The sequence below is a fragment of the Mycobacterium sp. 134 genome, assembly GCF_048282715.1.
Taxonomy (GTDB): Bacteria; Actinomycetota; Actinomycetes; order Mycobacteriales; family Mycobacteriaceae; genus Mycobacterium; species Mycobacterium septicum.
In genome coordinates this window covers 1-22,867 of sequence record NZ_JBLVUN010000007.1, presented here as the reverse complement: position 1 = coordinate 22,867, position 22,867 = coordinate 1, and the positions used below count along the sequence as shown (strand labels likewise).

The 22,867-nt window shown below is 62.4% G+C and carries 18 protein-coding genes and 2 pseudogenes; 13 read left to right on the top strand and 7 right to left on the bottom strand.

What is annotated here, in order from left to right; all coding sequences use genetic code 11:
• Positions 1-431: 431 nt before the first annotated feature.
• The 12 genes from ACNQVK_RS03865 (at position 432) to ACNQVK_RS03810 (ending at position 13,380) form a co-directional block, all read left to right on the top strand.
• Positions 432-965 (top strand): SRPBCC family protein, encoded by a 534-nt coding sequence (locus ACNQVK_RS03865; RefSeq protein ID WP_100225986.1) that lies wholly within the window; start codon positions 432-434, stop codon positions 963-965.
• Positions 966-1,149: 184 nt separating this feature from the next.
• Positions 1,150-1,935 (top strand): MlaE family ABC transporter permease, encoded by a 786-nt coding sequence (locus ACNQVK_RS03860; protein WP_050545737.1) that lies wholly within the window; start codon positions 1,150-1,152, stop codon positions 1,933-1,935.
• Positions 1,936-1,937: 2 nt separating this feature from the next.
• Positions 1,938-2,795, top strand: a complete 858-nt coding sequence (locus ACNQVK_RS03855) for an MlaE family ABC transporter permease (protein ID WP_016895472.1) — start codon at positions 1,938-1,940, stop codon at positions 2,793-2,795.
• 2 nt (positions 2,796-2,797) lie between these two features.
• The gene (locus ACNQVK_RS03850; RefSeq protein ID WP_016895471.1) at positions 2,798-4,294 is read left to right on the top strand and encodes an MlaD family protein; all 1,497 of its coding nucleotides are present in this window, start codon (positions 2,798-2,800) and stop codon (positions 4,292-4,294) included.
• Positions 4,291-5,331 (top strand): MlaD family protein, encoded by a 1,041-nt coding sequence (locus ACNQVK_RS03845; RefSeq protein WP_016895470.1) that lies wholly within the window; start codon positions 4,291-4,293, stop codon positions 5,329-5,331. Before ACNQVK_RS03850 ends, ACNQVK_RS03845 begins: the two co-directional genes overlap by 4 nt.
• 4 nt (positions 5,332-5,335) lie before the next feature.
• Positions 5,336-6,433 carry an MCE family protein gene (locus tag ACNQVK_RS03840; RefSeq protein ID WP_016895469.1) on the top strand — a complete coding sequence of 366 codons (1,098 nt, stop codon included), beginning with the start codon at positions 5,336-5,338 and terminating at the stop codon, positions 6,431-6,433.
• Positions 6,430-7,536: an MCE family protein gene (locus ACNQVK_RS03835; RefSeq protein ID WP_016895468.1), complete on the top strand. Its 1,107-nt coding sequence runs from the start codon at positions 6,430-6,432 to the stop codon at positions 7,534-7,536. Before ACNQVK_RS03840 ends, ACNQVK_RS03835 begins: the two co-directional genes overlap by 4 nt.
• Positions 7,533-8,675, top strand: coding sequence for an MlaD family protein (locus ACNQVK_RS03830; protein WP_016895467.1), 1,143 nt, complete (start codon positions 7,533-7,535; stop codon positions 8,673-8,675). The genes ACNQVK_RS03835 and ACNQVK_RS03830 overlap by 4 nt, the downstream gene beginning before the upstream one ends.
• Positions 8,672-9,940 carry an MlaD family protein gene (locus tag ACNQVK_RS03825; protein ID WP_016895466.1) on the top strand — a complete coding sequence of 423 codons (1,269 nt, stop codon included), beginning with the start codon at positions 8,672-8,674 and terminating at the stop codon, positions 9,938-9,940. The genes ACNQVK_RS03830 and ACNQVK_RS03825 overlap by 4 nt, the downstream gene beginning before the upstream one ends.
• Before the next feature lie 9 nt (positions 9,941-9,949).
• Positions 9,950-10,690 (top strand): Mce protein, encoded by a 741-nt coding sequence (locus ACNQVK_RS03820; protein ID WP_101930909.1) that lies wholly within the window; start codon positions 9,950-9,952, stop codon positions 10,688-10,690.
• A 4-nt stretch (positions 10,691-10,694) separates the two neighbouring features.
• Positions 10,695-11,486 carry a DUF3298 domain-containing protein gene (locus tag ACNQVK_RS03815; protein WP_016895464.1) on the top strand — a complete coding sequence of 264 codons (792 nt, stop codon included), beginning with the start codon at positions 10,695-10,697 and terminating at the stop codon, positions 11,484-11,486.
• Between the two features lie 943 nt (positions 11,487-12,429).
• Positions 12,430-13,380 carry a DUF4238 domain-containing protein gene (locus tag ACNQVK_RS03810; protein WP_016895463.1) on the top strand — a complete coding sequence of 317 codons (951 nt, stop codon included), beginning with the start codon at positions 12,430-12,432 and terminating at the stop codon, positions 13,378-13,380.
• Between the two features lie 475 nt (positions 13,381-13,855).
• Here the strand turns inward: ACNQVK_RS03810 and ACNQVK_RS03805 are convergent, their stop codons facing one another.
• Both ACNQVK_RS03805 and ACNQVK_RS03800 read right to left on the bottom strand, forming a co-directional pair.
• Positions 13,856-14,467: a hypothetical protein gene (locus ACNQVK_RS03805; protein ID WP_052584164.1), complete on the bottom strand. Its 612-nt coding sequence runs from the start codon at positions 14,465-14,467 to the stop codon at positions 13,856-13,858.
• A 43-nt stretch (positions 14,468-14,510) separates the two neighbouring features.
• The gene (locus ACNQVK_RS03800; RefSeq protein WP_016894482.1) at positions 14,511-15,830 is read right to left on the bottom strand and encodes an IS256 family transposase; all 1,320 of its coding nucleotides are present in this window, start codon (positions 15,828-15,830) and stop codon (positions 14,511-14,513) included.
• A gap of 141 nt (positions 15,831-15,971) precedes the next feature.
• On the opposite strand from ACNQVK_RS03800, the pseudogene ACNQVK_RS03795 reads away from it, so the two are divergent.
• A pseudogene (locus ACNQVK_RS03795) lies at positions 15,972-17,288 on the top strand (cytochrome c oxidase subunit I); the annotation flags it as partial.
• Between the two features lie 339 nt (positions 17,289-17,627).
• Here ACNQVK_RS03795 and ACNQVK_RS03790 read toward each other — a convergent pair.
• The 5 genes and pseudogenes from ACNQVK_RS03790 to ACNQVK_RS03770 form a co-directional block, all read right to left on the bottom strand.
• Complete coding sequence (locus tag ACNQVK_RS03790) at positions 17,628-17,951, bottom strand: hypothetical protein (protein ID WP_019348707.1); 324 nt, start codon at positions 17,949-17,951, stop codon at positions 17,628-17,630.
• Between the two features lie 718 nt (positions 17,952-18,669).
• Positions 18,670-19,572, bottom strand: a complete 903-nt coding sequence (locus ACNQVK_RS03785) for a cation diffusion facilitator family transporter (RefSeq protein WP_065052384.1) — start codon at positions 19,570-19,572, stop codon at positions 18,670-18,672.
• A 503-nt stretch (positions 19,573-20,075) separates the two neighbouring features.
• Positions 20,076-20,429: a zf-TFIIB domain-containing protein gene (locus ACNQVK_RS03780; protein ID WP_074415823.1), complete on the bottom strand. Its 354-nt coding sequence runs from the start codon at positions 20,427-20,429 to the stop codon at positions 20,076-20,078.
• A 403-nt stretch (positions 20,430-20,832) separates the two neighbouring features.
• Positions 20,833-22,143 carry an alpha/beta hydrolase gene (locus ACNQVK_RS03775; protein WP_225594324.1) on the bottom strand — a complete coding sequence of 437 codons (1,311 nt, stop codon included), beginning with the start codon at positions 22,141-22,143 and terminating at the stop codon, positions 20,833-20,835.
• A pseudogene (locus ACNQVK_RS03770) lies at positions 22,137-22,313 on the bottom strand (hypothetical protein); the annotation flags it as partial. The pseudogene ACNQVK_RS03770 and the gene ACNQVK_RS03775, both read right to left, overlap by 7 nt.
• Between the last annotated feature and the right edge of the window lie 554 nt (positions 22,314-22,867).

Below are 22,867 nucleotides of genomic sequence, written 5' to 3'. Positions count from 1 at the left end.
CCGGATTTCGAGAATCTGCTCCCCGACCCCCTCCTCGCACCGGAACGGTTCTTTGATCATTGCCATGACCCAACATTGGCGCATGCCCGACCGAAAGTCAATGAGACGAATTAATCGCATCGTCTCGGCGATGACTAGCCGCTGGAGCGCCTTTCAACTACTTTCGCCGTCGACCTTGCAGAACAGAGCCACCCCAGCCCGACGTGCACAACAGAGACGAATAGATGCATTCGTGTCTCATTGACATCGAGGGTGGTGTGTGCCACATTTACCGAAGCGCCGGGCCCTGGCAAACACCGGTGAGGACGCGTCTTCGGGACGCACGATGACGGAGGAACCCGCGGCGCGGCCCAGGTCGCCGTCGCCCCCGCTCAGCGTCGACTCAGATGCAGCACAAATAGGAACCCAGACTCATGGGACGGGAGTATCGAATGGTCGAGATACACACGACGGGCGTCATCGAGCGATCCGCAGCAGACGTGTTCGCCTACGTGGCCGACTACCGGCGCATGAACGAATGGGTGTTCGGCATCACCAGCGTACGACCCGTTGGCGATGCCGATTACGGCCCGGGAGCGGTATTCGAAGGCGGCGTCGACCTGGGACCGAAGACGCTCAGTTCGACCGCAGAAATCCAAGGATGGCAACAAGACCACCTGATTGCTCTGCGGTCCTTGGCTGGCTTCGATTTCACAGCGACTCTGCGCCTTCAACCCGAAGCTCACGATCGAACCGTCCTGGATTTCGAGTTGAGCTACGGAAACTCCGGCGGCGTTGCAGCGCGGGCATTCAGCAAAACCATCGAACCGCTCCTGGCCCTCGCGGCACGACTCACCACAGACAAACTGTGCGAGACATGCACCAGAGCAACACAACCACCTCTCCAATGCCGCCCCACAGCAAGTACGACCGAAACGCGGCCGGCCGACGCGACGCGGGGGCCTGGATCGGAGACGAGCAACTGATGGATGGGCTATTTATGCGGTCCAACAGCTTTCACCAATCACGAGGGGCCGCCGACGTGACTCTCGGTGAACCCCACCAGCCTGCACTCGCGCGGGAGATCTGTTGACAGCCAATCACGCACGATCGCGACCGCCCGAAACCCGTTCGGCTGTAAGGGAAATTGGGGATTGGGGCCGCCGGTACATGCGGTCTCATCCGCTGCAGTCGCTGCACACGGTCGGCGGCCAAGTGGTGCTAGGCGTCCGTACCGTCCAGTACTTCGCCGTCGAGATCGTCACCCGGCGATTCATCGTGGGAGAATTCATCAAGCAGGCAGCGTTCATGGCTGGGACCGCCTTTACCCCAACACTTTTAATGACCATTCCCATTGGTGTCACGCTATCCATTCAGTTCAGCCTGCTTGCCGGCCAGATCGGGGCGACCTCGCTGTCTGGAGCAGCGACCGGGCTCGCGGTGATCCGTCAGGGCGCTCCACTCGTGGCCGCGATCCTGCTCGCAGCAGCGGTCGGCTCCGCCGTCAGCGCGGACCTCGGCTCCCGCACGATGCGCGAAGAGATCGAAGCCATGGAGGTCATGGGCGTATCCGTGATCCGCCGCCTCGTCGTCCCCCGCTTCGCCGCCGTCATCGTCGTCGGCGTTGCGTTGACCGGCCTAACCTGTTTCGTCGGGTTCATCGCGGGCTACCTGTTCAACGTTTACTTGCAGAACGGAACGCCCGGATCATTCGTCACAACCTTCGCCTCTTTCGCCACCGTCGGCGATCTGACACTGGCACTGGTCAAGGCGGTCGTCTTCGCCGCGATTGTCGCAATTGTTAGCTGCCACAAAGGATTAGACACCCATGGTGGTCCAGCTGGTGTCGCGAACTCGGTAAACGCGGCCGTCGTCGAATCAACCCTGCTGCTCATGCTCGTCAACGTTGCCATCACCCAGCTGTACGTCCTGATCTTCCCGAGAGTGACCCTGTAGCCGTGGCAGTCGTCACCCATCGTCCCCCAGGCGTACGCCTCGCGCTGGATACAACTGTCGCCGCCAGCCGAGCAGTGGCCAAAACCGGTCACATGATGTATCTGTTCGGCCGAATCCTGACGTCGATTCCCATTACGCTGCGCCACTATCCGCGCGAATTTCTGCGCATCCTGTCAGATATCGCCTGGGGTAACGGCTCGATCGTAGTGGGAGGCGGCACCGTCGGTGTCGCGCTGGTTTTGGGCTTTACCGCCGGGGCAATGATCGGCGTCGAAGGCTATAACGCCTTGAACCTTCTGGGTCTCGGTCCCGCCACAGGCCTCTTATCGTCTTTCGGCTCCACGCGCGAATTTGCGCCGGTCATGATAGGCCTCGCATTCATTACCCAAGCCGGCTGCCGATTCACCGCACAATTGGGCGCGATGCGCATCGCAGAAGAGATCGACGCCATGGAAGCGATGGCGATCCGGCCGATCCCCTATCTGGTTACCACACGTGTCGTGGCATCAGTGGTCGCCGCCATTCCTCTCTTTCTGGTCTGTCTAGGCGTCGCATTCCTGTCGTGCCAGCTGGTGGTCAGCATTTCCTCGGGCCAGTCCTTCGGTACCTACCTGCACTATTTTTCCTTGTTCATCAGTGGCCGAGATGTCATGTACGCCACCGTCAAAGCTGTCATCTTCGTCTTCGTCTCGTCGACCATCCAATGCTATTACGGATACTTCGCTTCCGGCGGTCCTGAAGGCGTCGGGATAGCCGCCGGCAGGGCGATGCGCGCGAGTATCACGGCGACCATCATCTTGAACATGCTGCTGACCATGGCATTGTGGGGAGTCGACACCGGCGCAAGGTTCGGTGGATAGCGTTGCCGAACTCATTCGACTACGAGGCCGGCAGTCCATCGAATCGCCGGCTTTTCGCGTTGGGCGTGTGCTTCTTGGTGCTCGCGGCCTCGTGCGTCACACTGATGATCGCGAAATCCAAAGGCACACTTGACCAGATCGTCAAAGTCAACGCCGAGTTGCTCAACGTCGGTGACGGTCTGCCAGCCAAATCTGACGTCAAGTTCCGCGGCGTCCTCGTAGGGTCGGTGGCTGACGTCGAACCGGCACGTGCCGGACAACTCAACATCGTCCATATCGATCTCAAACCGGAATACGTCAGCGGCATCCCGGACACCGTGACCGCGCGGGTTGTGCCCTCCAACGTTTTCGCCGTCTCATCGATACAGCTGGTCGACAACGGAAAGGGCGCTACACCATTGCGCGCCAACACAATCATCCGCGAAGACCAAAGCCTGCCGACCGTCCTGTTCCAGTCGACACTCAGCAAATTCCGTGAGGTCTTCACGGCCATCGGCCGCGAACCCAACGCTGACCGCATCGGCGTACTGGCCGCCGTAGGCGAGGCCACGCAGGGAAGGGGAGAAAAACTCCGTGACGCAGGACACGACCTCAATGAGATTGTCTCCCAACTGAACACCGTTGTGGCCGGAGACACCGGGCCATCCACGATTGCTGCACTCACCGACGCCGCTGACAAACTGCGCTCGGTCTCGCCTGAGCTTTTCGACGCCCTCGGCAGCGCAGTCAAACCGATGCAGACCGTCGCCGCGAAACGCTCGGCATTGAGCGATTTCTTGTCCGCCGGACTGGGCACCGTCGGAAAACTCGGCGACGCTTTCGACCACCAGACCGACAGGCTACTCAACATCACCATCCAGCTCACACCGGTGATAGGCGTGCTCGCCGATAACGGCGGCCAGTTCCATGGAATCTCCACTCGACTGCAACGGCTCAGCAATCAGTTCTATGACGAAGCGTGGAATCCCGAGACAAAACTGGTCACCATCAAAGCCGCCGTGTCCTTTACCCCGAGCCGGACATATGTACGCGCCGACTGCCCCCGCTACGGCGACCTGGCCGGCCCAAGCTGCCAGACGGCCCCAGAAATTCCCGTGGCGCCCTCGTTGATGCCAGCGCTGGGGTCGATGGGCTTCCCGCCCCCACCGGGTGTCTCCGAGAACCGGCCCAATCTCGCACCACCTCGCAACTCCGTGGTGGCCCCTGATCCCGCCCGAAGCCCACCACTGCCAACGGATACCGCCCCGGCACCGTCAACTGATCGGATGCCTGCACTGCCCGCCGAGGCGCCGCCGCCACAAGCCGGTCAGCCACCCAGTGAGTATCCACAGTCGGCGACCATCGGCGGCAACGTGGGACCGGTGGGCAGTGCACAGGAACGAGACCAACTGAGCCGGATCGTAGGCGGCCACGCCACGGCGGCGACGCAGCTGCTGCTCGGACCCGTTGCGCGCGGATCGACGGTCCACATCACGCCAGATACAGGGAGTGACCAATGAGTTACCGCAAGCCACTCATCGGCCTGACCCTCTTCCTGGTCCTGGCCATCGTCGCGACATGGTTGGTGTTCGTGACGCTGCGCCGCGATATCGCCGGCCCAACGAATACGTATTCGGCGCTGTTCACCGATGTTTCGGGGCTGCATCCTGGCGACGACGTTCGCGTTGCCGGGGTTCGCGTCGGCCGTGTGGACAGCGTCGACCTACAGGGCACCCTAGCCAAGGTCACCTTCCGGGTGCAGCAGACCCAGACCCTCTATCACAACACGGTCGCCTCGGTGACTTACCAAAACATCATCGGGCAGCGATATCTGGGGCTGGCCGAAGGGACAGCGGGCGAACCGACCGTGCTCAACAACCGCGGTCAAATACCCGTCGAACACACCGTGCCGTCATTTGACATCGCGTACCTCCTCAACGGATTTGAGCCGCTGTTCACGCTCCTGGACCCGCAACAAGTGGACAACCTGACCGAAGGCGTCGTCCAGGCTCTTCAAGGGAATTCGGGTTCGGTCCTAGCACTGATCACCCAAACCTCGGCGTTGGCACAATCGCTCGCCGGACCCGATCAAGTCCTGGGCGACGTGATCACCGCCTTCAACGCCGTGATGACCAATCTAGCGGCGCAGAACGCGAACCTACAGCGCGTCATCAGGCAAACCCGAGACGTGATGGTCACCCTCGGGAACCGACGGGAGAAATTGGTGGAGTCCGCCGGTTCCATCGCCGCCGCGGTGACACGACTCTCCGCGATCACCAACAACGTCAACCCCGACCTGCAACAACTCATCCATCGCGAGCCGGGATTCACCTCCTACATCACCGGGGACGGACGAGACCGCTTCGCCTATTTGGGGGCCAACCTGCCCTACATACTCAAAGGCGCCGCTCGAATCAGCCAAGAAGGAGCACACGGAAACATCTACTTCTGCGATGTGAACGTCACCATCTTCGCGTTCCTGGGCCGCCTGGTCCCCGGCATTGTCCGTCTGGCCTCACCAGGCAACGTCGTCCAACACTCTCCGATTTGCAGGTAGCACAATGTTCAGTCGCATTCGACGCCCCATCGAGGGCTACAACAAGATTTGGCTCGGGACGATCACGCTGGGCGTTGTCGCGATAATCGTCGCGACCAGCGTACTGATCGGCCATCTATCGCTCGGCCAGACACGGTATCGCGCCGAATTCGCCCAAGCCGCCCAGATTCGGCCAGGCGATCAAGTCACCGTCGCGGGCATTCAAGTTGGCACAGTCAAGGGACTCACACTCGCCGACGACCACGTGACGGTCGCATTCAATGTTCGCAACAACGTCCACCTAGGTAGCGGCACCCGTGCCGCGATCAAACTCACCACCATCCTCGGAAGCCGGTACATCGAATTGTCGCCGACAGAATCAGGCGACCTCGACCACCGAACCATCGGCTTGGCAAACACTTCTGTCCCCTACGACCTCCAAAAGACACTTGCCGACGCGACAACAACCTTCGAACAAGTCGATGCCGACCGCATTGCCGAATCGATGACCACGTTGTCCCAGAGCCTCAACGGGGTCCCCGACGCCCTCCCGCACGCGCTGGACAACCTACAGTCGCTATCCACGGTCATCTCCGGCCGGCGCGATCAAATCGGCTCCCTGCTGACCAGCGCTGACAGCGTCACCTCGATGATCCGCGATCAGAGAGCCAACCTCGGCTCCCTGGTCATCCAAGGCCGGAACCTGCTGGGCGACATCGTCTCCCGACGAGCCAAACTCGAGCAACTGTTCGCCAGCGCCACCGCGCTGGTCAACACCCTCAAATCAATACTCAACGACCAACCCGGCATCAACCAAATGCTGGCATCGATACGCGACTTCAGCCATATGATCGCCGAACACGACGCGCTCCTGCGAAACACATTGCAGGCCATGCCGATAGCCGTCCGCAACGTCGCCAACTTCCTCGGCAGTGGAAATTCAGGCGACGCCGCGCTCCCCGCAGGCCTGTTCGTCGACTCCTGGATGTGCGCGCTCAGCGGCCGAGCCAAGCAGTTCAACCTGACCCAGTACTTCAAGGACTGTCAACCGACCCCGGACCCATTCCCCGGCTGGCCCCAACCAGATCCAGCCAGGGCCAACCCGGAAGGACCCGGACGATGAACCGCACGCTGGTCCGAGCAGCACTGCTCGCCCTGATCGTCGCCGCGATCGCCGTCGCCGTTGTCGCGCTGATTCCCCGTGCCAACGACAAATCACTCACGGTAACAGCCCAATTCGAGGACAGTGTCGGGCTCTACGTGGGAAATACAGTCTCCGTGCTGGGAATGCCGGTTGGCACAGTCACCAGCATCACGCCTAAAGACAGCTACGTCGACGTCGCCCTCGCGATAGACGAAGGAATCGATATTCCCTCCGATGTTCACGCGGTGACCGTATCGGCATCAATCCTGACCGATCGCCACATCGAGCTCACGCCCCCCTACCGCAACGGACCGAAGCTCAAGAGCGGCGACACCCTGAGCCTGCCCCGCACACGCACGCCAGTCGAGTTCGACCGCACGTTGGCCATGGTCGATAAGCTCTCGCACGCGATGAAGGGCGACGGCCATGGCCAGGGGCCGCTCGCGGACCTGATCGGAATCAGCTCCCAGGTCACTTCAGGCAACGGGTCCCACATCAAATCAGCCCTAGACCAACTGTCCCAGGCGCTGCGCCTGAGCGCCGACAACGGATCCCAGAGCAAAAAAGACATTCAGGCGATCGCGAACAACCTCGCAGAGCTGACCCAAGCCGCCGCAGGAAACGACGCCACCATCCGCGAATTCGGTTCCAACATAAGGCAACTCAGCGATATCCTGGCCGACGAAAACCTCGGCTCGGGCACTACCGGCGCCAAGATCAATCAGATACTGGAGCAAGCAGCCTCCCTGCTGGAGAACAACCGCGCCGCGTTGAAGGGCACTGTTGCCGATGCCCGCACCATCACCACCGCGCTCGTCGACTACCGGCGAGAATTGGCCGAATTCTTCGACGTAGCGCCGCTGGCAATCGACAACCTATACAACGCTATCGACGCCAACGCCGGCAGCTTTCGCGTGCACGGTTTGATCGATAAGACCCTCGCCGATGGTCAGATGGCAAAAGAGATGTGCAACCTCATCGGAGACAAGCAGTTGGGTTGCGCAACAGGCACCATTCAAGACTTCGGACCGGACTTCGGCCTGACCGGCATGCTCGAACTCATGGCGGGCGTGCGCCGATGACGCACCGTCGCGACGAAACCCGACGTCGATCTGTCGGCGTCCTAGCCGTCGGGCTGACCACCGCCCTCACCGGATGCGCATCCGGACTCGAGAGTGTGCCGCTACCGGCGCCCGGCGGCATCACCGACAGCTATTCACTGACCGCCGTATTCTCCAACGCACTCAATCTGCCAGCGAAAGCCAAAGTCAAACTGAACGGCGCAGACATCGGCGAGGTCGAATCGATCAATGCGCGCAACTTCACCGCCTACGTATCCATGCGAATCAAATCAGATGTTCAGCTGAGCGCCGACACCACCGCTGAACTTCGTTCAGCGACCCCCCTGGGCGACGTCTTTGTCGCGATGCGCCCAGACACCAACCACACAGCTGGCGCCCCACTGCTGCGCAACGGCGACACCATCGGGCTCAAATCCACCGCCGCCAGCGCCACCGTCGAAGAAGTGCTCAGCTCCGCGGCAATGATCGTCAACGGCGGGCCCATCCGCCACCTCACATCCATCCTCAACGGCGCAGGCTCAGCAATGGGCGGGCGCGGCACGAAAGTCGCCGAGCTGCTCCAGCAGTCCGATACGTTGATCTCTCGGCTCAACGCCCGATCCGAACAAATCAGAACAGCTCTGCAAGCCACATCCCAGCTCGCCACCACGCTGACCGACCGACAACACACCCTCAACGACGCCATCGCCGCCGCCGCACCAGCGACCGCCGTGATCGCCGACAACACCGCCCAGCTTGCCGACCTCGTAGACGGCCTCGCGCGGATCACCACCCAACTCTCGCGATTCCCATCCCTGCAGGGAACCGACACCCGCAGCTTGATCGCCGACCTCAACCATCTCTCAGCCGCCTTCAACGATGTCAGCACCGACCCCAACGTCTCACTGACCGCATTGAACCGGCTCCTGCCCATCGTCATGAAAATCTCGAACTCGACCTCGATGCACGGCGCCGGAGAAGCGGTAAAGCTCGCCCTCGGCTCCCTGCCCGACAAGAACTATCCCGGCGATCCGGGATTCCACGGACCCGACGGGACCGACTGGCATGCCATGATCGGCAGCCTTCGATATGAGTGGAACCTACTGTTAGGCAAAGCCTTCGGTCCACAAAGGGACAGCACTCCCGGAGAGCATCCATGATGGCAGCGCCAAGTCCGGTCGAATGGTCGGCCCGACTGATCGTTGACACTGTGCGCGCGGTGGCGCGCCACCGTATCGTCGTGTCGTGCGTCAGCCTGGCGCTGACATTGATTGTCGCACTTGGCTACATCCTGCTGGGCGGGTTGCATATCAACCCGGCGCGCTCCACGATCGCCATTCGAGTGCTCCTGCCCGAATCGGGCGGCCTGCTACCCAACCAAGATGTCACGCTACGCGGTACACCGATCGGTCGCGTCGCGTCCGTCACGTTCACCGACAAGGGTGTCGTCGCCGTGGCCTCCATCGACAGCGCGATACGAGTTCCCCGGAATAGCCTGGCACGCGTCTCGGCGCTGTCTCCCGCCGGCGAGCAATATCTCGATTTTCGCCCCGTGGACGGGCAAGGACCAGCCCTCACCAATGGCAGCACGGTTGCTGAAAGCCGCACCAGCATTCCCGTGTCCTTGGCGCGACTCCTGGGTGACTCCGACGGCGCGCTCGCCCAGATCGACCCCAAGAAGCTCGCCGCCATCACCGATGAACTTCGGGTCGGCCGCCAAGGGCCTCAGAAGTTGGCCACGCTGCTCGACGGTGGGTCGTTCCTCATCTCGACGCTGGATTCGGTACTTCCACAAACCGTCAGCGTGCTGAACAACAGCCGAATCACCTTGACCACGCTCGCTGACGTCAGCCCGGGCCTGCGCCACACTGCCGGCAACTTGCGGCAAGTCCTCGGCGGCGTGAATGCCATGGACGGCGGATTCCGGACCCTCCTCGATCGCGGACGCGCACCCATGACTGGCTTGGACAAGCTTATCGACGACAACTCCGACACCATGGTCCAACTGCTCGGCAATCTGACCACCATCGCACAGTTGTCCTACGTGCGAGTACCTGCCCTCAAAGCACTGTTCCCCACCACACGGGGATCAGTCATCGACTCACTGGGAACTGTTATCCGCGACGGAGGCGTATGGACAATCGTCGACGCATACCCGCGCTACAGCTGCGACTACAAGCTTCCGCGGCGGCCAGCGTCACTGCCCGATTTCCCTGAGCCCTACCGCTACACGTACTGCACGAACCCTGACCCAGCCGTTCTGGTTCGTGGCGCCCGCAACGCGCCGCGTCCCCCCGGCGACGACACCGCGGACCCACCGCCCGGCTACGACCCATTGGCTCAAACCGACCCCACCCCAATCGGGCCCCATTCAATACCCGCACCGTTCGGCGGCCCGGCGCTGCCATCGACACCACCAAACTAGGAGCCTCACATGGAGATCAAACTGTTTGAAAAAGCGAATGGCATCGACGTCTTCGACAAGCTCGAACAGCAAGACAGCCACCCTGCTACCGCGACTGCAGACGCCGAGCCGGACACTTCCGAACCTGATCCGTCCGTGCCGACCGATCTCGACCCCGACAACGACAACGACAACGACAACGACAACGACAACGACAACGACAACGACAACGACAACGACGATATTGATGACGACGATGCCGATAAGGTCTCGGCACCCACGCCTCGTCGCCGACTGCTGCGTCGTGTGATCATCGTGGTTGCCGGTGTCACATTCGTGGCAGCGCTGGGGTTTTCGGGTTTTGTCGGCTGGCAGCTCAAACAACAGGACGACACCGCCGCCGCCGGCCGCGCAGCCCTGGCGGTCGCGCAAACCTACGCCGTCGCCCTGACCAGCGTTGATAACCGGAACATCGATCAGAACTTTGCCCAAGTGCTCAACGGGGCGACAGGTGAATTCAAAGACATGTACAGCCAGTCGGCCAGTCAGCTCAGACAAGTGTTGATCGACAACAAAGCAGTGAGCAAAGGCACCGTTGTCGACGCTTCCATCAAGTCTGCCAGCAAGACCGAGGTGGTAGTCCTGCTGTTCATCGACCAGTCAATCAGCAACATCGTCAATCCTCAGCCTCGAATCGACCGCAGCAGAGTGCGAATGACAATGAAACTGGTCGACAACCATTGGCTAGCAAGCAAAATCGACATCATCTAGCGCAATGCTTGCGACCATTCCATCGCGAGGTCTGAATCGGACCCGCATCTACCAATCGGACAATGCGATGAGTACGCGGACACTCGAAAGACTCGCGCTAGCCATCGCGAGTGCGGCAACCGTCCTATTAGCGGCCGCGAACCCCGCTTGGGCCAGCCCGAACCCCGACGACAACCCTTACACAGTCGTCCCCAACAACATTGCCGGCAGAAGCTGGAATGGACTGGGAGACTGGGAAGTTCGCTATCAACGCGTCGAAGGGGGCGACCCAGATGTGATCGCTGCCATCAACGATGGCATCGATGCGGCGGCAAGTGAGCACGAGAAATCGATCGAATGGCGACCGAGCACCACGCACCACTGGACATTCACCGCAACGGGCACGCTGTACATCCGCCCAAACACAGTATCTGAGCTATTTACCGGCGAATACAACACGGACCTACCAAACATGCCCTTCCACACCATCTCTAGCCGGGTGTATGACAGTCGAAACGGAACACCCATCACCTGGGATAACCTCTTCCAAGACAAGGGCGTCGGCCTGACTAGGCTGTCCGAACAGACGGCAGCCATTCTGCCGACGGCCTATCCGCCGCCCCAGCCAGACGCTTGGAAATCAGCCAGCGGCATGGCACCCGTCGCTGACAACTTCAAATACTGGATTCCAACCGACGCCGGTATTGAACTACATTTCCCCGACTACCAGTTCGGACGGGGATTGAAGGTCATTACCGTGCCGTGGGCCCGGGTGCACGACCTGATCGCGCCGCAGTTCTTCGCGATCGTCGCTTAGCGCGCAGTATCTAGCCTCAGGCGCTGCTCACAGCGACACGCCAAGGGGTAGACGCGCCATGAGACTTCCTGTCGGCGGTACGAAATCTATGACTTCACAATACCGTTCACCGTCCCTATATCTTGCGTACCGAGCATCTCGACAGCGTCCCAGCCGCCCCCAACTGGGTCAGCATCCCCACCAGCGACCACATCGAATGAACAGCAGAAACTACCGATCCAGTCACAGCAGCGACGGGACACAGCTTGCCGCCGGGCGCGAATACTGAATCTGCGGTCTATGGGAAATTTGTTGCCGCACTTAACTGTTAGCGGCAACCGCCGATGCTTGCTTCGTTCTTCTCACCGCTGGGCTACAGCAAACCGCATAACTTCGGCGATCGCCTTTGCAACGACGAACCCCCGCACCGTTCTGGCCCCGAATGCCGATCCTCAGAATTTTGTCATTTGTGACATTGAGTGATATCTGGAATAAGAACGCGCCACCCGTTTGAACGCGGACATCGATGCGGCGAACGCCGATGGCGTCAACTGAAGATATTCGGCACCGGGAGAACGGAATTCGCGGAACTGCACCACGCTCGTCAACTCATTCAGCCACCGTCAGCGGCGCCGACACATACCCTTGGTCGACGCCCCTAGCAGGGGCTGACGAACGCGCGTGGTCACTATTGCACAGAAGCAACCCCTGACGAGCGGTCCATTCGAGGCGCGGCAGATGCCAGGTCAAGAAGAGCGCGAGGAATCTCGCCAGGCTCTCTGACACACGTCGGTGATCGAAGTCGACCGGGCAATGGCCCTCGCCGGCGCGAACGTGTCCAGCCTGGACTCGAGGCAACTCATCCGGAGAGAATTGGCCGCTGCTGTTTACGGGGCGCCGTTCGGCGAATGGCGAGACACGCCGCTTTGCGAGGGGACTCCGCCGGATGGGTAGGCTGCCAGGGATGGCTACCAAGCGGCCGCATTTCGTCCCGCGGGTGTACCTGAACGCCTGGGCCAACGGCCAATCTCAGGTTGCCTACCGCCGTCGCGACATGCCGCAGGCGGTGGTGTCCAGCACCGTCAATGTGGCAGTGGCCGGGGGCATCTACGGCGCCGGCGAGATCAGCGAGGCGCGCGAAAAGTTCTTTAACGACCTCGAAGCCGACTGGCCGTCTCTGCGACACCAGCTCAAGATGGACCGCAACCTCACGGGCGACCGCCGCCAGCTGATGGCCGTCTATCTCGCCATCCAGCTGGCTCGAACGGTCCACCACCGCAATCAGGCGCAATTCATGATCGACCTCGCCGCCAAGACCACCGAGCGTCCAATACCTGCCGACGTGGTCCGCGAGCATCTACGCGAACTGGACGGCGGCGATGACCCCGACGAGAACGAGGTCCAGACGGTGCGCGACCTACTAGAGGGATCGCCCAGCGCCCCAACAGGCGATCAAGCGCACAGTATGGCGATGCAGGTGGCCACGGAGATGGTCGCGCCACGGTTGGAGTCCATGCGGTGGTGCGTTTACGACTTCGGCCGCCCGATTCTGATTACCAGCGACCGCCCGGTGCAGCTCTGGCGCCGCGTCGGGTCCGGCCCAGAAGTCGGAGGCGTCGGGGTCGAAAACGCGGACCAGATCAGGTTCGCGCTGTCGCCGAGCACGTTGTTGGTGATGTCCAGAGAACCGCTTAACCCGACTCAGCTTCCGAACCCACGGTCGATCAATGCTGATACCTTCCGCGACTGCCATCAGTTTGTCGTGGGAACGCCGCAGTCGAGGCATGCACTCAGTGCACTTGACCTGGCGCCTCAGTCACCTCGACTGCGGTTCCGCACGGGCCCCGGCTATGCGACAGGACCGGATGGCACCAACCAGTACGTCGGCGAGGCGCTACACACCTACGTGAGCTGAACACGCACTCAGCAGGTGAGTTCAGCGTCGTCGCGCCGCTGGATTTGGTAGATCCGCGATACATGGAGCCCGCTCAGCTTGGCCAGCCGAGTCGGGGACATTCCCTGCATCAGGCCATCGCGAATCGCGTGATGGAGGTCGCCGACCGTCCGACTGACGGACAGCCGCTGCCGCTCAGCCCATGTTTCGGACGTCTTTCAAGCTGCGGTTCTCCGGCGAAGGCGTCAGCGGCCACGATCTGCGAAGTGATACTGCCGGCATCGTGATTGGCGGCGTGACCGAAGTCGTTGAGGCAAGCTTGGGGCAGCCAGTCGCCGGAACAAAATTCAACTAGTTGAACATTTTGATAGCCGGTGCCACACTAGATGCGGCGGGGTGTGGTTCATCACCAGTGCCGGCCCCTCGGGGCCTGGCTTTTACTCACGAACAACAGCGCTTAGTGCGACGCGAGGCACCCCGCCCCAAAGTGTTCTCGTTACTCACCGCCGCCATCAGCCGAACGGGGCTGAAGCCCCACCTCTTCGGCCCATCGCCGACGGTCCGCGCGCGTCTGAAGCCAACGCTCGCTGACCTCCTGGCCGATACGATGCCGCTGATCCGACAACTTTTCGTACAGTTCGGACTGCGATGCAGCAACGATGTCTAGGTGCATGCGATATTGATCGCGTTCATGGCGGTTCGCATGCGTATAGCAATGCGCCCCAAAGGACCCCGTTCCGAGGTAGACCGCACGCGACACGCATTGGGCGCCAGTGGCGCGAACCGCGCTCTGGCATTGGGGCCTGGGGCCGGTGAAATTCTGCATACGGTCGGCCGGGGGCAGTTGCCAGAGCGCGCGTTCGATCCGATCGCCCACCGACCGCTCAGGCAGGACTCTGGTAGCGCCACCCCGGACCGCGGCGCCGTGCCGGGCGAATATCGCCCTTGGCCGCGACCAGTCCGCGCCCCACCGGGCGTCGAGAGCAGCTCCCTGGTGCACCAGGCTTGCGGCGGCGTGCGCGTTCTGCACGCCACCCTCCGCAACGTCGAGATCATTCTCCAGCTCGTCGAAATTCATATCCGCATGGCCGGACAACGCCTGCAGCACGAGCCGGCATGAGTAATTGTCAATACCTGTGGATTGGTGTTTTTCAGGCGACCTCCGTTCCGGTCGGGGTGGCCGGGTTGTCGGCCGGTTCGGGTGGGGTGATGTCGACGGGTCGTTCGAGCAGTTTGCCTTTGTGGAACACCGCTCCGGCCCGGACCAGGGCGACCAGGTGCGGGGCGTTCACCGCCCGCCAGCGGGCTTGTGCGGCGTCAATGAGCTTGTAGGCCATGGCGATACCCGCCGCGCGGGAACCCGGCCCCTTGGTGACCTTGGTGCGCAACCGGACCGTGGCGAAGGTCGACTCGATCGGATTGGTGGTGCGCAGATGTACCCAGTGCTCGGCGGGATAGTGGTAGAACTCCAGCAGCACATCGAGGTCGTCAACGATCTTGGCCACGGCCTTGGGGAACTTGGCGCCGTAGTCCAGTTCGAAGGCTTTGACCGCGACCTGCGCGTGGTCGATGTCCTCGGCGCCCGCGATTTCCCGCATCGCCGCGATCGCCCCCGGATGCGCCGACTTCGGTAGTGCGGCAAGGACATTGGCCTGCTTGTGAAACCAGCACCGCTGCTCACGGGTATCGGGGAACACCTCACGGACCGCTTTCCAGAACCCCAGAGCACCGTCCCCGACCGCGAGCACCGGGGCGCGCATGCCACGGCGCCGGCAGTCCCGCAGCAGATCCGCCCACGAGTCCGCTGATTCGCGGTACCCGTCGGTCAGCGCGACCAGTTCCTTGCGGCCGTCGGCGCGCACCCCCAGCATCACCAGCAGGCACAGTTTGTCCTGCTCCAGGCGGACCTTGAGATGGATGCCGTCCACCCACAGGTACACATAATCGGTGCCCGACAGGTCCCGGCGGCCGAACGCGGCGGCCTCGTCCTGCCACTGCGCGGTCAGTCGGGTGATCGCCGGAGCCGAGAGCCCCGCCCCCGAGCCGAGGAACTGCTCCAACGCCGGACCGAAGTCGCTGCTGGACAGGCCATGCAGGTACAGCAACGGCAGCACCTCGGCCATCTGCGGGGACTTACGCGCCCACGCCGGCAGTATCTTCGACGAGAATCGTTGCCGCTCACCGGTTTCCGGATCGACCCGTTTGTCGTTGACCCGCGGCGCCTTCACCTCGATCGCCCCAGCGCCGGTGAGCACCTCCCGGACGTTGTGGTGGCCGTTGCGGACCACCAGCCGGTGCCCATTCTCGTCGACCTGATCGACGAACTGGTCGACATAGGCGGCGACCTCGGCCTGCAAAGCGGCGGCCAGCATCTGCCGGGCACCGTCGCGGACAATCTCATCCAACAACGACCGACCGGCACCGCTGCGGGTGTCGTTGGCCTGCGCGACATCGTGAACTACGGTGAGCACGGGCGTGCCTTCCCAACCAGCGCGCCAACGCCGGTCTTGATCAGAAACGAACTGGACTTGTGATCATCCCCGGGAAGGCGCGCCCACATTCACGCCGCCCTACCAAGGCTCATCCACAGGTTCTGATCATTGCTCCCTGACGGGTTCATCACCCCCGGCGGTGCCGCCGACTTCGGTTGGACGGCCTACTCGCCGCTGACCGACGCCATCCACTCCCCGGGAGCCGGCGGTGACCTGTGGATCCTGGGCCTGGCCGTCGGTGGTCTGGGCACCATCCTCGGTGGCGTCAACATGATCACCACCATCGTGTGCATGCGCGCGCCGGGTATGACGATGTTCCGGATGCCGATCTTCACCTGGAACATCCTGGTGACCTCGATCCTGGTGCTGATCGCATTCCCGATCCTGACCGCCGCACTGTTCGGCCTGGCCGCCGACCGCCACCTGGGCGCACACATCTACGACCCCGCCAACGGCGGCGTCCTGCTGTGGCAGCACCTATTCTGGTTCTTCGGCCACCCCGAGGTGTACATCATCGCGCTGCCGTTCTTCGGCATCGTGTCCGAGATCTTCCCGGTGTTCAGCCGCAAGCCGATCTTCGGTTACACCACCCTGATCTACGCCACCATCAGCATCGCGGCCCTGTCGGTCGCCGTGTGGGCACACCACATGTACGCCACCGGCGCGGTCCTGCTGCCGTTCTTCTCCTTCATGACGTTCCTGATCGCCGTCCCGACCGGCATCAAGTTCTTCAACTGGATCGGCACCATGTGGAAGGGCCAGCTGACCTTCGAGACGCCGATGCTGTTCTCGGTCGGCTTCCTGATCACCTTCCTGCTCGGTGGCCTGTCCGGCGTGCTGCTGGCCAGCCCTCCGATCGACTTCCACGTCACCGACAGCTACTTCGTCATCGCGCACTTCCACTACGTGCTCTTCGGCACCATCGTGTTCGCCACCTACGCGGGCATCTACTTCTGGTTCCCGAAGATGACCGGACGTCTGCTCGACGAACGCCTGGGCAAGCTGCACTTCTGGCTGACCTTCATCGGCTTCCACACCACCTTCCTGGTGCAGCACTGGGTCGGCAACGAGGGCATGCCGCGTCGCTACGCCGACTACCTGCCCAGCGACGGCTTCACCACGCTCAACGTGATCTCCACCATCGGTGCCTTCATCCTGGGCATCTCGACGCTGCCGTTCGTGTGGAACGTGTTCAAGAGCTGGCGCTACGGCGAGCCGGTGACGGTCGACGACCCCTGGGGTTACGGCAACTCGCTGGAGTGGGCGACCTCCTGCCCGCCCCCGCGGCACAACTTCACCGAGCTGCCCCGGATCCGTTCGGAGCGCCCCGCGTTCGAGCTGCACTACCCGCACATGGTCGAGCGGATGCGCGCCGAGGCCCACGTGGGCCGCACGCATCACCCAGAGCTCACACCCAACGCGCACACCTCTGCCTAGGTTGCACCACAGCCGGTGCGAGGCCAGAAGGCAATCGAAACCAGTGCCCGCTCAACACCTCTCGGGATGAGAGTCAACACCTCAGACACATGGCAACGGTCGGGCCAACCCGGCAACAAAATCCGGGATTCAACGGCGATGCCCGAACCGCCGGCATCACAGCGGCGGATCGGGCAATCGCAGAATAGATTTCGCGTCGTGCACGGCCGAGAAGGACTATAGGAATCGACTCGGCCACAGGGAACGCCGTTTGGACTTGGTGATGGTGACCGGTGTAGGAATCACGGCCCCGATAGCGCCCGCCCTGACTCCCGCTGCAAGAGTCAGGGACTCGCGGCCCTACGGCTTGCAGGCAAGGTCGACGTAGACGGTTGGTGATGCCGGAGGTTGATTGCGAACACCCGCCCGGATGGGCGGATTCGTTAGTTGAGACGCCTTACGTCCGGGGCGGACAGCTTTCACGGTGCATTGGTCGATGGGCCCGTCGCCAATCTTGCTGATCATGACGTGGAAGCCTTGCGCCTGCAACATGCCAATGGTGGCCTGCGCACTCTGCTGCGCGGTGGGCGCCGCGCCAGCCGGGCCCGCTAAGCCCACCGCGACGATGCTCGCCGCGGCGCCGACAAGAAGTGACGTTGTCTTACGGCGCTTTCGATAGGTCATTGAGACTTCTCCTTTCGTCGGGATTCAACCGACGCATTGTCCGGACCATTAACCTCGTGGCCATAATATGTTCAGGTTGGCCGACCGATCGGATATTCATATCGAATGCCTTTCTAACGGCTCCGAACAATACAGTCACATATCATTTACCTAGCATTTCGTAAATCATCGTCCTGTCGAACAACGTGTCAACAACCAACAATTGGCTGCTCGGCGGTGTCAAAATATGTGAAAAGCTTGGCCTGCAACCGGATGCGCTCCTGGGCCAAGCTCCTGGCGATCGTCGAGGTAATCAGCCGGTCCGCACTCTTCCCGCGACGCGACCGGTCATGTGGATGAACGTCATAGCACTGCGTCAATTGGTCCCAATGCAGCAACGACGCATTATCGGTCACTCATTGGCCATTTCGATGCGACACCTCAACCCGAAGTTCGCAGCGGCTAGCTCCGGGGACGGCAGGCCTCCGGCAGCTTGTTGGCGCCAAACGGGGATACAAATCTCGCGGTCGGCAAGGAGGTTGCCGCTAGTCCGACGACGGCGGTGATCACAACGGCGGATCGGCGCCGGCCGTCGATCGCAGTGATCGTCAAGACTGCCGGCACGAACACGCTCACCCATGCGGATGGCCAAGTGCAGCCCCAGGGGCCCCGCCCAACCAGCGGGGAATAGCGTGTGTGCGGGATGCAGGATGCAGGATGAGGCCGTTACCGGGTGGTTTCAGATCGAGGATGGGGTCTCGTTGAAGCCGTCCGGTTCGCATTGGATGGTGATGTGAGTGATCGAGTATTCGCGTGCCAGCAGGTCGCGTACCGCTTGCAGAACGGCGGCGTACTCACCGTCGGGCTCGACCACGATGTGCGCCGTTGCGGTTTCCATACCTGCGGTCAGCGTCCAGACGTGCAGATCGTGTACGGCACGCACGCCCGATACCTTTTCAAGCTTGCGTTGGACCTCGTCCACGTCGAGCCCCCGCGGGGCGAACTCCATGATGATCCAAAACGCCTCGCGCATCAGCGCAGCGGTGCGGGGCAAGATGAACAGGCCGATCGCGGCGCCGACAATCGGATCGGCATACCGCCACCCCGTTACGGTCACGATGACTGCCGCGACGATCACGCCGATGGAGCCCAACATGTCCGACAGCACCTCTAGGTAGGCGCCCTTGACGTTGAGGCTCTCCTTGGCCCCAGCGGTGAGCAGCCAGAAGCTCGTGGCGTTGACCGCCAGCCCGACTATCGCAACGATGAGCATCGGCACACCCAGGACGTCCGGCGGCTCCCGGAACCGCTCGTATGCCTCATACAGGATGTAGCCCGCTACACCGAACAGCAGCAGTCCATTGCCCAGCGCGGCAAGCACTTCCAGCCGGTAGGTGCCATAGGACCGCTGACCGGTTGCGGGGCGCCGAGCGAAGTAGATCGCCGCCAGCGCCATACTGATCCCCAGTACGTCGGTGCCCATGTGTGCGGCATCAGATATCAGAGCCAGCGAGCCGGTGATGATTCCACCGATCAGCTCGACCAAGAGGTAGCCCCCGGTGAGCGCTAGCGCTGCCCATAACCGCTTGACGTGTTTGGCGCTCGCCGAGACGGCCGAACCGTGCCCTTGTCCTTGCCCCACGACCTGCCTCCCTAAAAAACGCGGACAGGGCCCGCGGTGAAATCTCTTGGCGGTCTTGACTGCCTCGTCCAGTGGGCCAATCCTAATGGTCGCCCGCGCGCTGTCATGGGATCACGGGGATCGAATTGGCACTGCGGTAACGCGCACCAACATCGAAAGCCGGTGTGCACCTCAAAAGCGATCTCGGCTGACCGGACCAGCCCAGCAACGTGCGCCGACCAGCACCAGCAGTCGGTAGGGGCATCACCGGACCGGACGGTTTCACACACTTGGTCGGTCAAGTCCGCGATGGCCATCGTCTCGTTGACTGCGATGTCGCAAGAATCCGCGGTCGGGATCTACGTGGCAACCCGTCACGGGCCTGGCCGAGAGCGTCCGCCGCAGCGGGAGGCCGCCCCGCTCTACTGCAGTGATCGACCCCCGGCCGACGGACTGGACAATACGTCCGCCGTGGTTACCTCTGGCTTTATTGCAGAGCACCCCTACAGAATCCACCGCTGTGCTCAGTGGTGACCGTATCGGCGACCGTGGTGGCTGTCGTAACCTCCGCCCCCGAACAAGGAGCCGAGGAAGCCGCCCTGTTGGTAGGGCTGCGGTGGGTACTGCTGAGGTGGTGGGTACTGCTGCGGCGGCGGTGCCGGCGGAGCCGGCGGTTGGGCAGCTGCGGCATAGAACTTCGATTCGGCCTGCGCGAGAACTTCAAGCTCGCCCCGGTCGAGAAATATTCCGCCGCATCCGGTGCACTGGTCGATCTCCACCCCGAACCGTTGCACCGCCAACATCTGTGAGCTGCATTTCGGGCAGAGCACTGCTGCTCCGCCGCCTCCGGAAGGCACTGAACTCGATGACTGTGTCATCTTCGGCCCCCTTCTGTATCGGTTGTCATCAGTACCGTCAGTCTATGCGCGCGTGCGCATTTGCGCCGCGACCCACTGAATCGACTTTCCCGAGCGGGCCGGCGGGTAACCGAGCGCGGGGGCACTCCCGCGGTCACATGCAGGTGAGGATGAAGGCCGGTTCAACGCGTTCTGGGGGGTTGCGTTGGCGCCCATTGATTTCAGCGCTCTCGGTGGATCACGTTTGGTCGCCAATTTCGGCGGGGCCGGACGCGTTTCTGCCTTCAACCCCGGGCGACGGCAATTGTCATCGACCTGCCTACGGCTTGTCCGCCGGCAACCCGATCCAGCCGCTCTGCGTCGGTCCGCGACGAACTGCGCCTGCACGTTCGTCGACGATCGTCACCGGCGACGCGGCGCTTTATTACTGCGTGAGCCCTGTTCGTTGTGCAAGCCAAGGTAATTCACGCATCAAGGCGGTGGAGAACACTTGCCAGTCATGGCCGCCGGGCACTTCGCGGTAGGTGGTGTTCATGCCAGCGGCTCGGGTGGCGTCGTAGACGGCGCGGGCTTCTGCCTTGGTGTCGCGGTCGTCGGCGCCGACCACCACCGCTCCTGCGCTGTCGGGGTAGCGGCGCGCACGCAGCAAATCCAACGGGTTGATGCGTTGGAACGCTGCCTTATCGCCGCCGAATGCTTCGGCGATGGTCTGAGACTGATCGCCCAAGCTGGGCTCAGGGCCCCCGGATATGTCGAGGAAGGTGGGGTAGACGTCAGGGTAATTTGTGGCGAGCTGAAGCGCGCAGGTTCCACCGTAGGAGGCGCCGCCGACGGCCCACGCTTGCGGTTCTTGATCGACAGCAAGATTGGCCTTGATCCAGGCCGGGACGTCGCGGGCGATGTAACTGGCGGCATTGCCGAGCCGCGAATCCAAACATAGGGGGTTGCCGAAGGGGCTCCCGGTGCCATCGACGACGACTACCACCGGCGCCAGACCGCGGTGGGCTTTTGCGAACTCATCGAAAGTCTGGACGAGTTTGCCGCCGCGCAGCCAGTCCTGCGGTGATCCGGGCTGTCCTGGTACCAGAATCAGCACTGGCAGTTGGGGGCGGGGATCGGCGAAAAAGGCTGGTGGAAAGTAGAGTTCGGCATTGCGCGCAGGAAAGCCCGACAGCGACCCCGGGATCGGCGCTGAAGACAGTTTGCCCCCGCGCGGTAACCCGGGTGGAGGTGACCAGCGCATCGCGATCGGGCCGACGTCGGCCAACAGTCGCGGTGGACGCTTCACGACTTCGGGCAGCGCGACATAGCTGAAGCGCCGGGCCCCCACCGCATCGGCCAGCGTGGGATAGGCAGCGAATATCACATTGACTTGATTGGCACAGGCTAAGACGACGACCGCCGCGGCGGCGGCCGACCACAGCATACGACGCATGCCCGGTGCGAGGAACCCACCGACTGCCACGACCGTCACAGCGAACACCGACACCCCAGCCCACACGTATATCAGCGGTTGCAGGCGGTCGGGAAACAGCTTCCACTCGTTGCGTGCCAGGTCGGCGACGATGACAGTGGTGATCACAGCCACCAGCGCGCACCCAGCCAACATCACCGCCTTGGTACACGCACGGCGGGGCGCCAAGACCATTTGAGCCAATAGCAATGCGGCGGCTCCGATTCCGGCCAAACGCAGCAGGACCGGGAACGGACCGGACAACAATGCCCAGTTCAGCACCGCGCTGCACCGTTGAGCCGCAGGTCGTTTGCGTCGTTGGTGAGTTCTGGGTGATGTGTGCGGCCCACGTGGGCCTCGGAGGGGATCAGCTCGACCATGTGCGGGCAGTGTCGCTCGAACACCGGGCGCTCCGAACGGATCCGGGGCAGCTCGGTGAAGTTGTGCCGTGGCACCGCCACGTCAAGCGCATCGATCCGCCGCGGGAGCACAAGGTTGAGTTCTCCGACTCGGAGCGCTTCGGCTACCAAGAGATCCTCCGTAATGATCGATCGGCTGCCGTGCGGTATCGGGGACAAGGGTGTCTGCAACCGCGACCAGCGCTCGCAGTCTCCGTCACCACCTCGCTGATAACAACTGTACTTCATACGTACTGCCGCACTACGTAGTTGCGGGGATCGGCGGCCAGACAATGACATCGGCAGTGCGCCGCTCACGGCGGCGCAAGGAACATCCTGACACCGGCCGGCCGTTGAGTATCGAAGCCCTCGACGGCGGGCATGGAATCTGCGCGTCGTCGGCGATCACCGGCGCGCGAGGCATTCGTCGATGAGGTGCAGGGCCGAGGCATGCGGCCCATTAGCTTTCGGAATCGCTTTCCACTCCCGTGTTTTGACGATCCGCGTAGGTGCGAGCACTCGGCCTCTGTGTGAGCCCGTGTGCGGTCTTCATTTAGGCGGCGCCGACAAGTGATTTGACCTGGGTGGGGGTCACCTGCATCACGGCC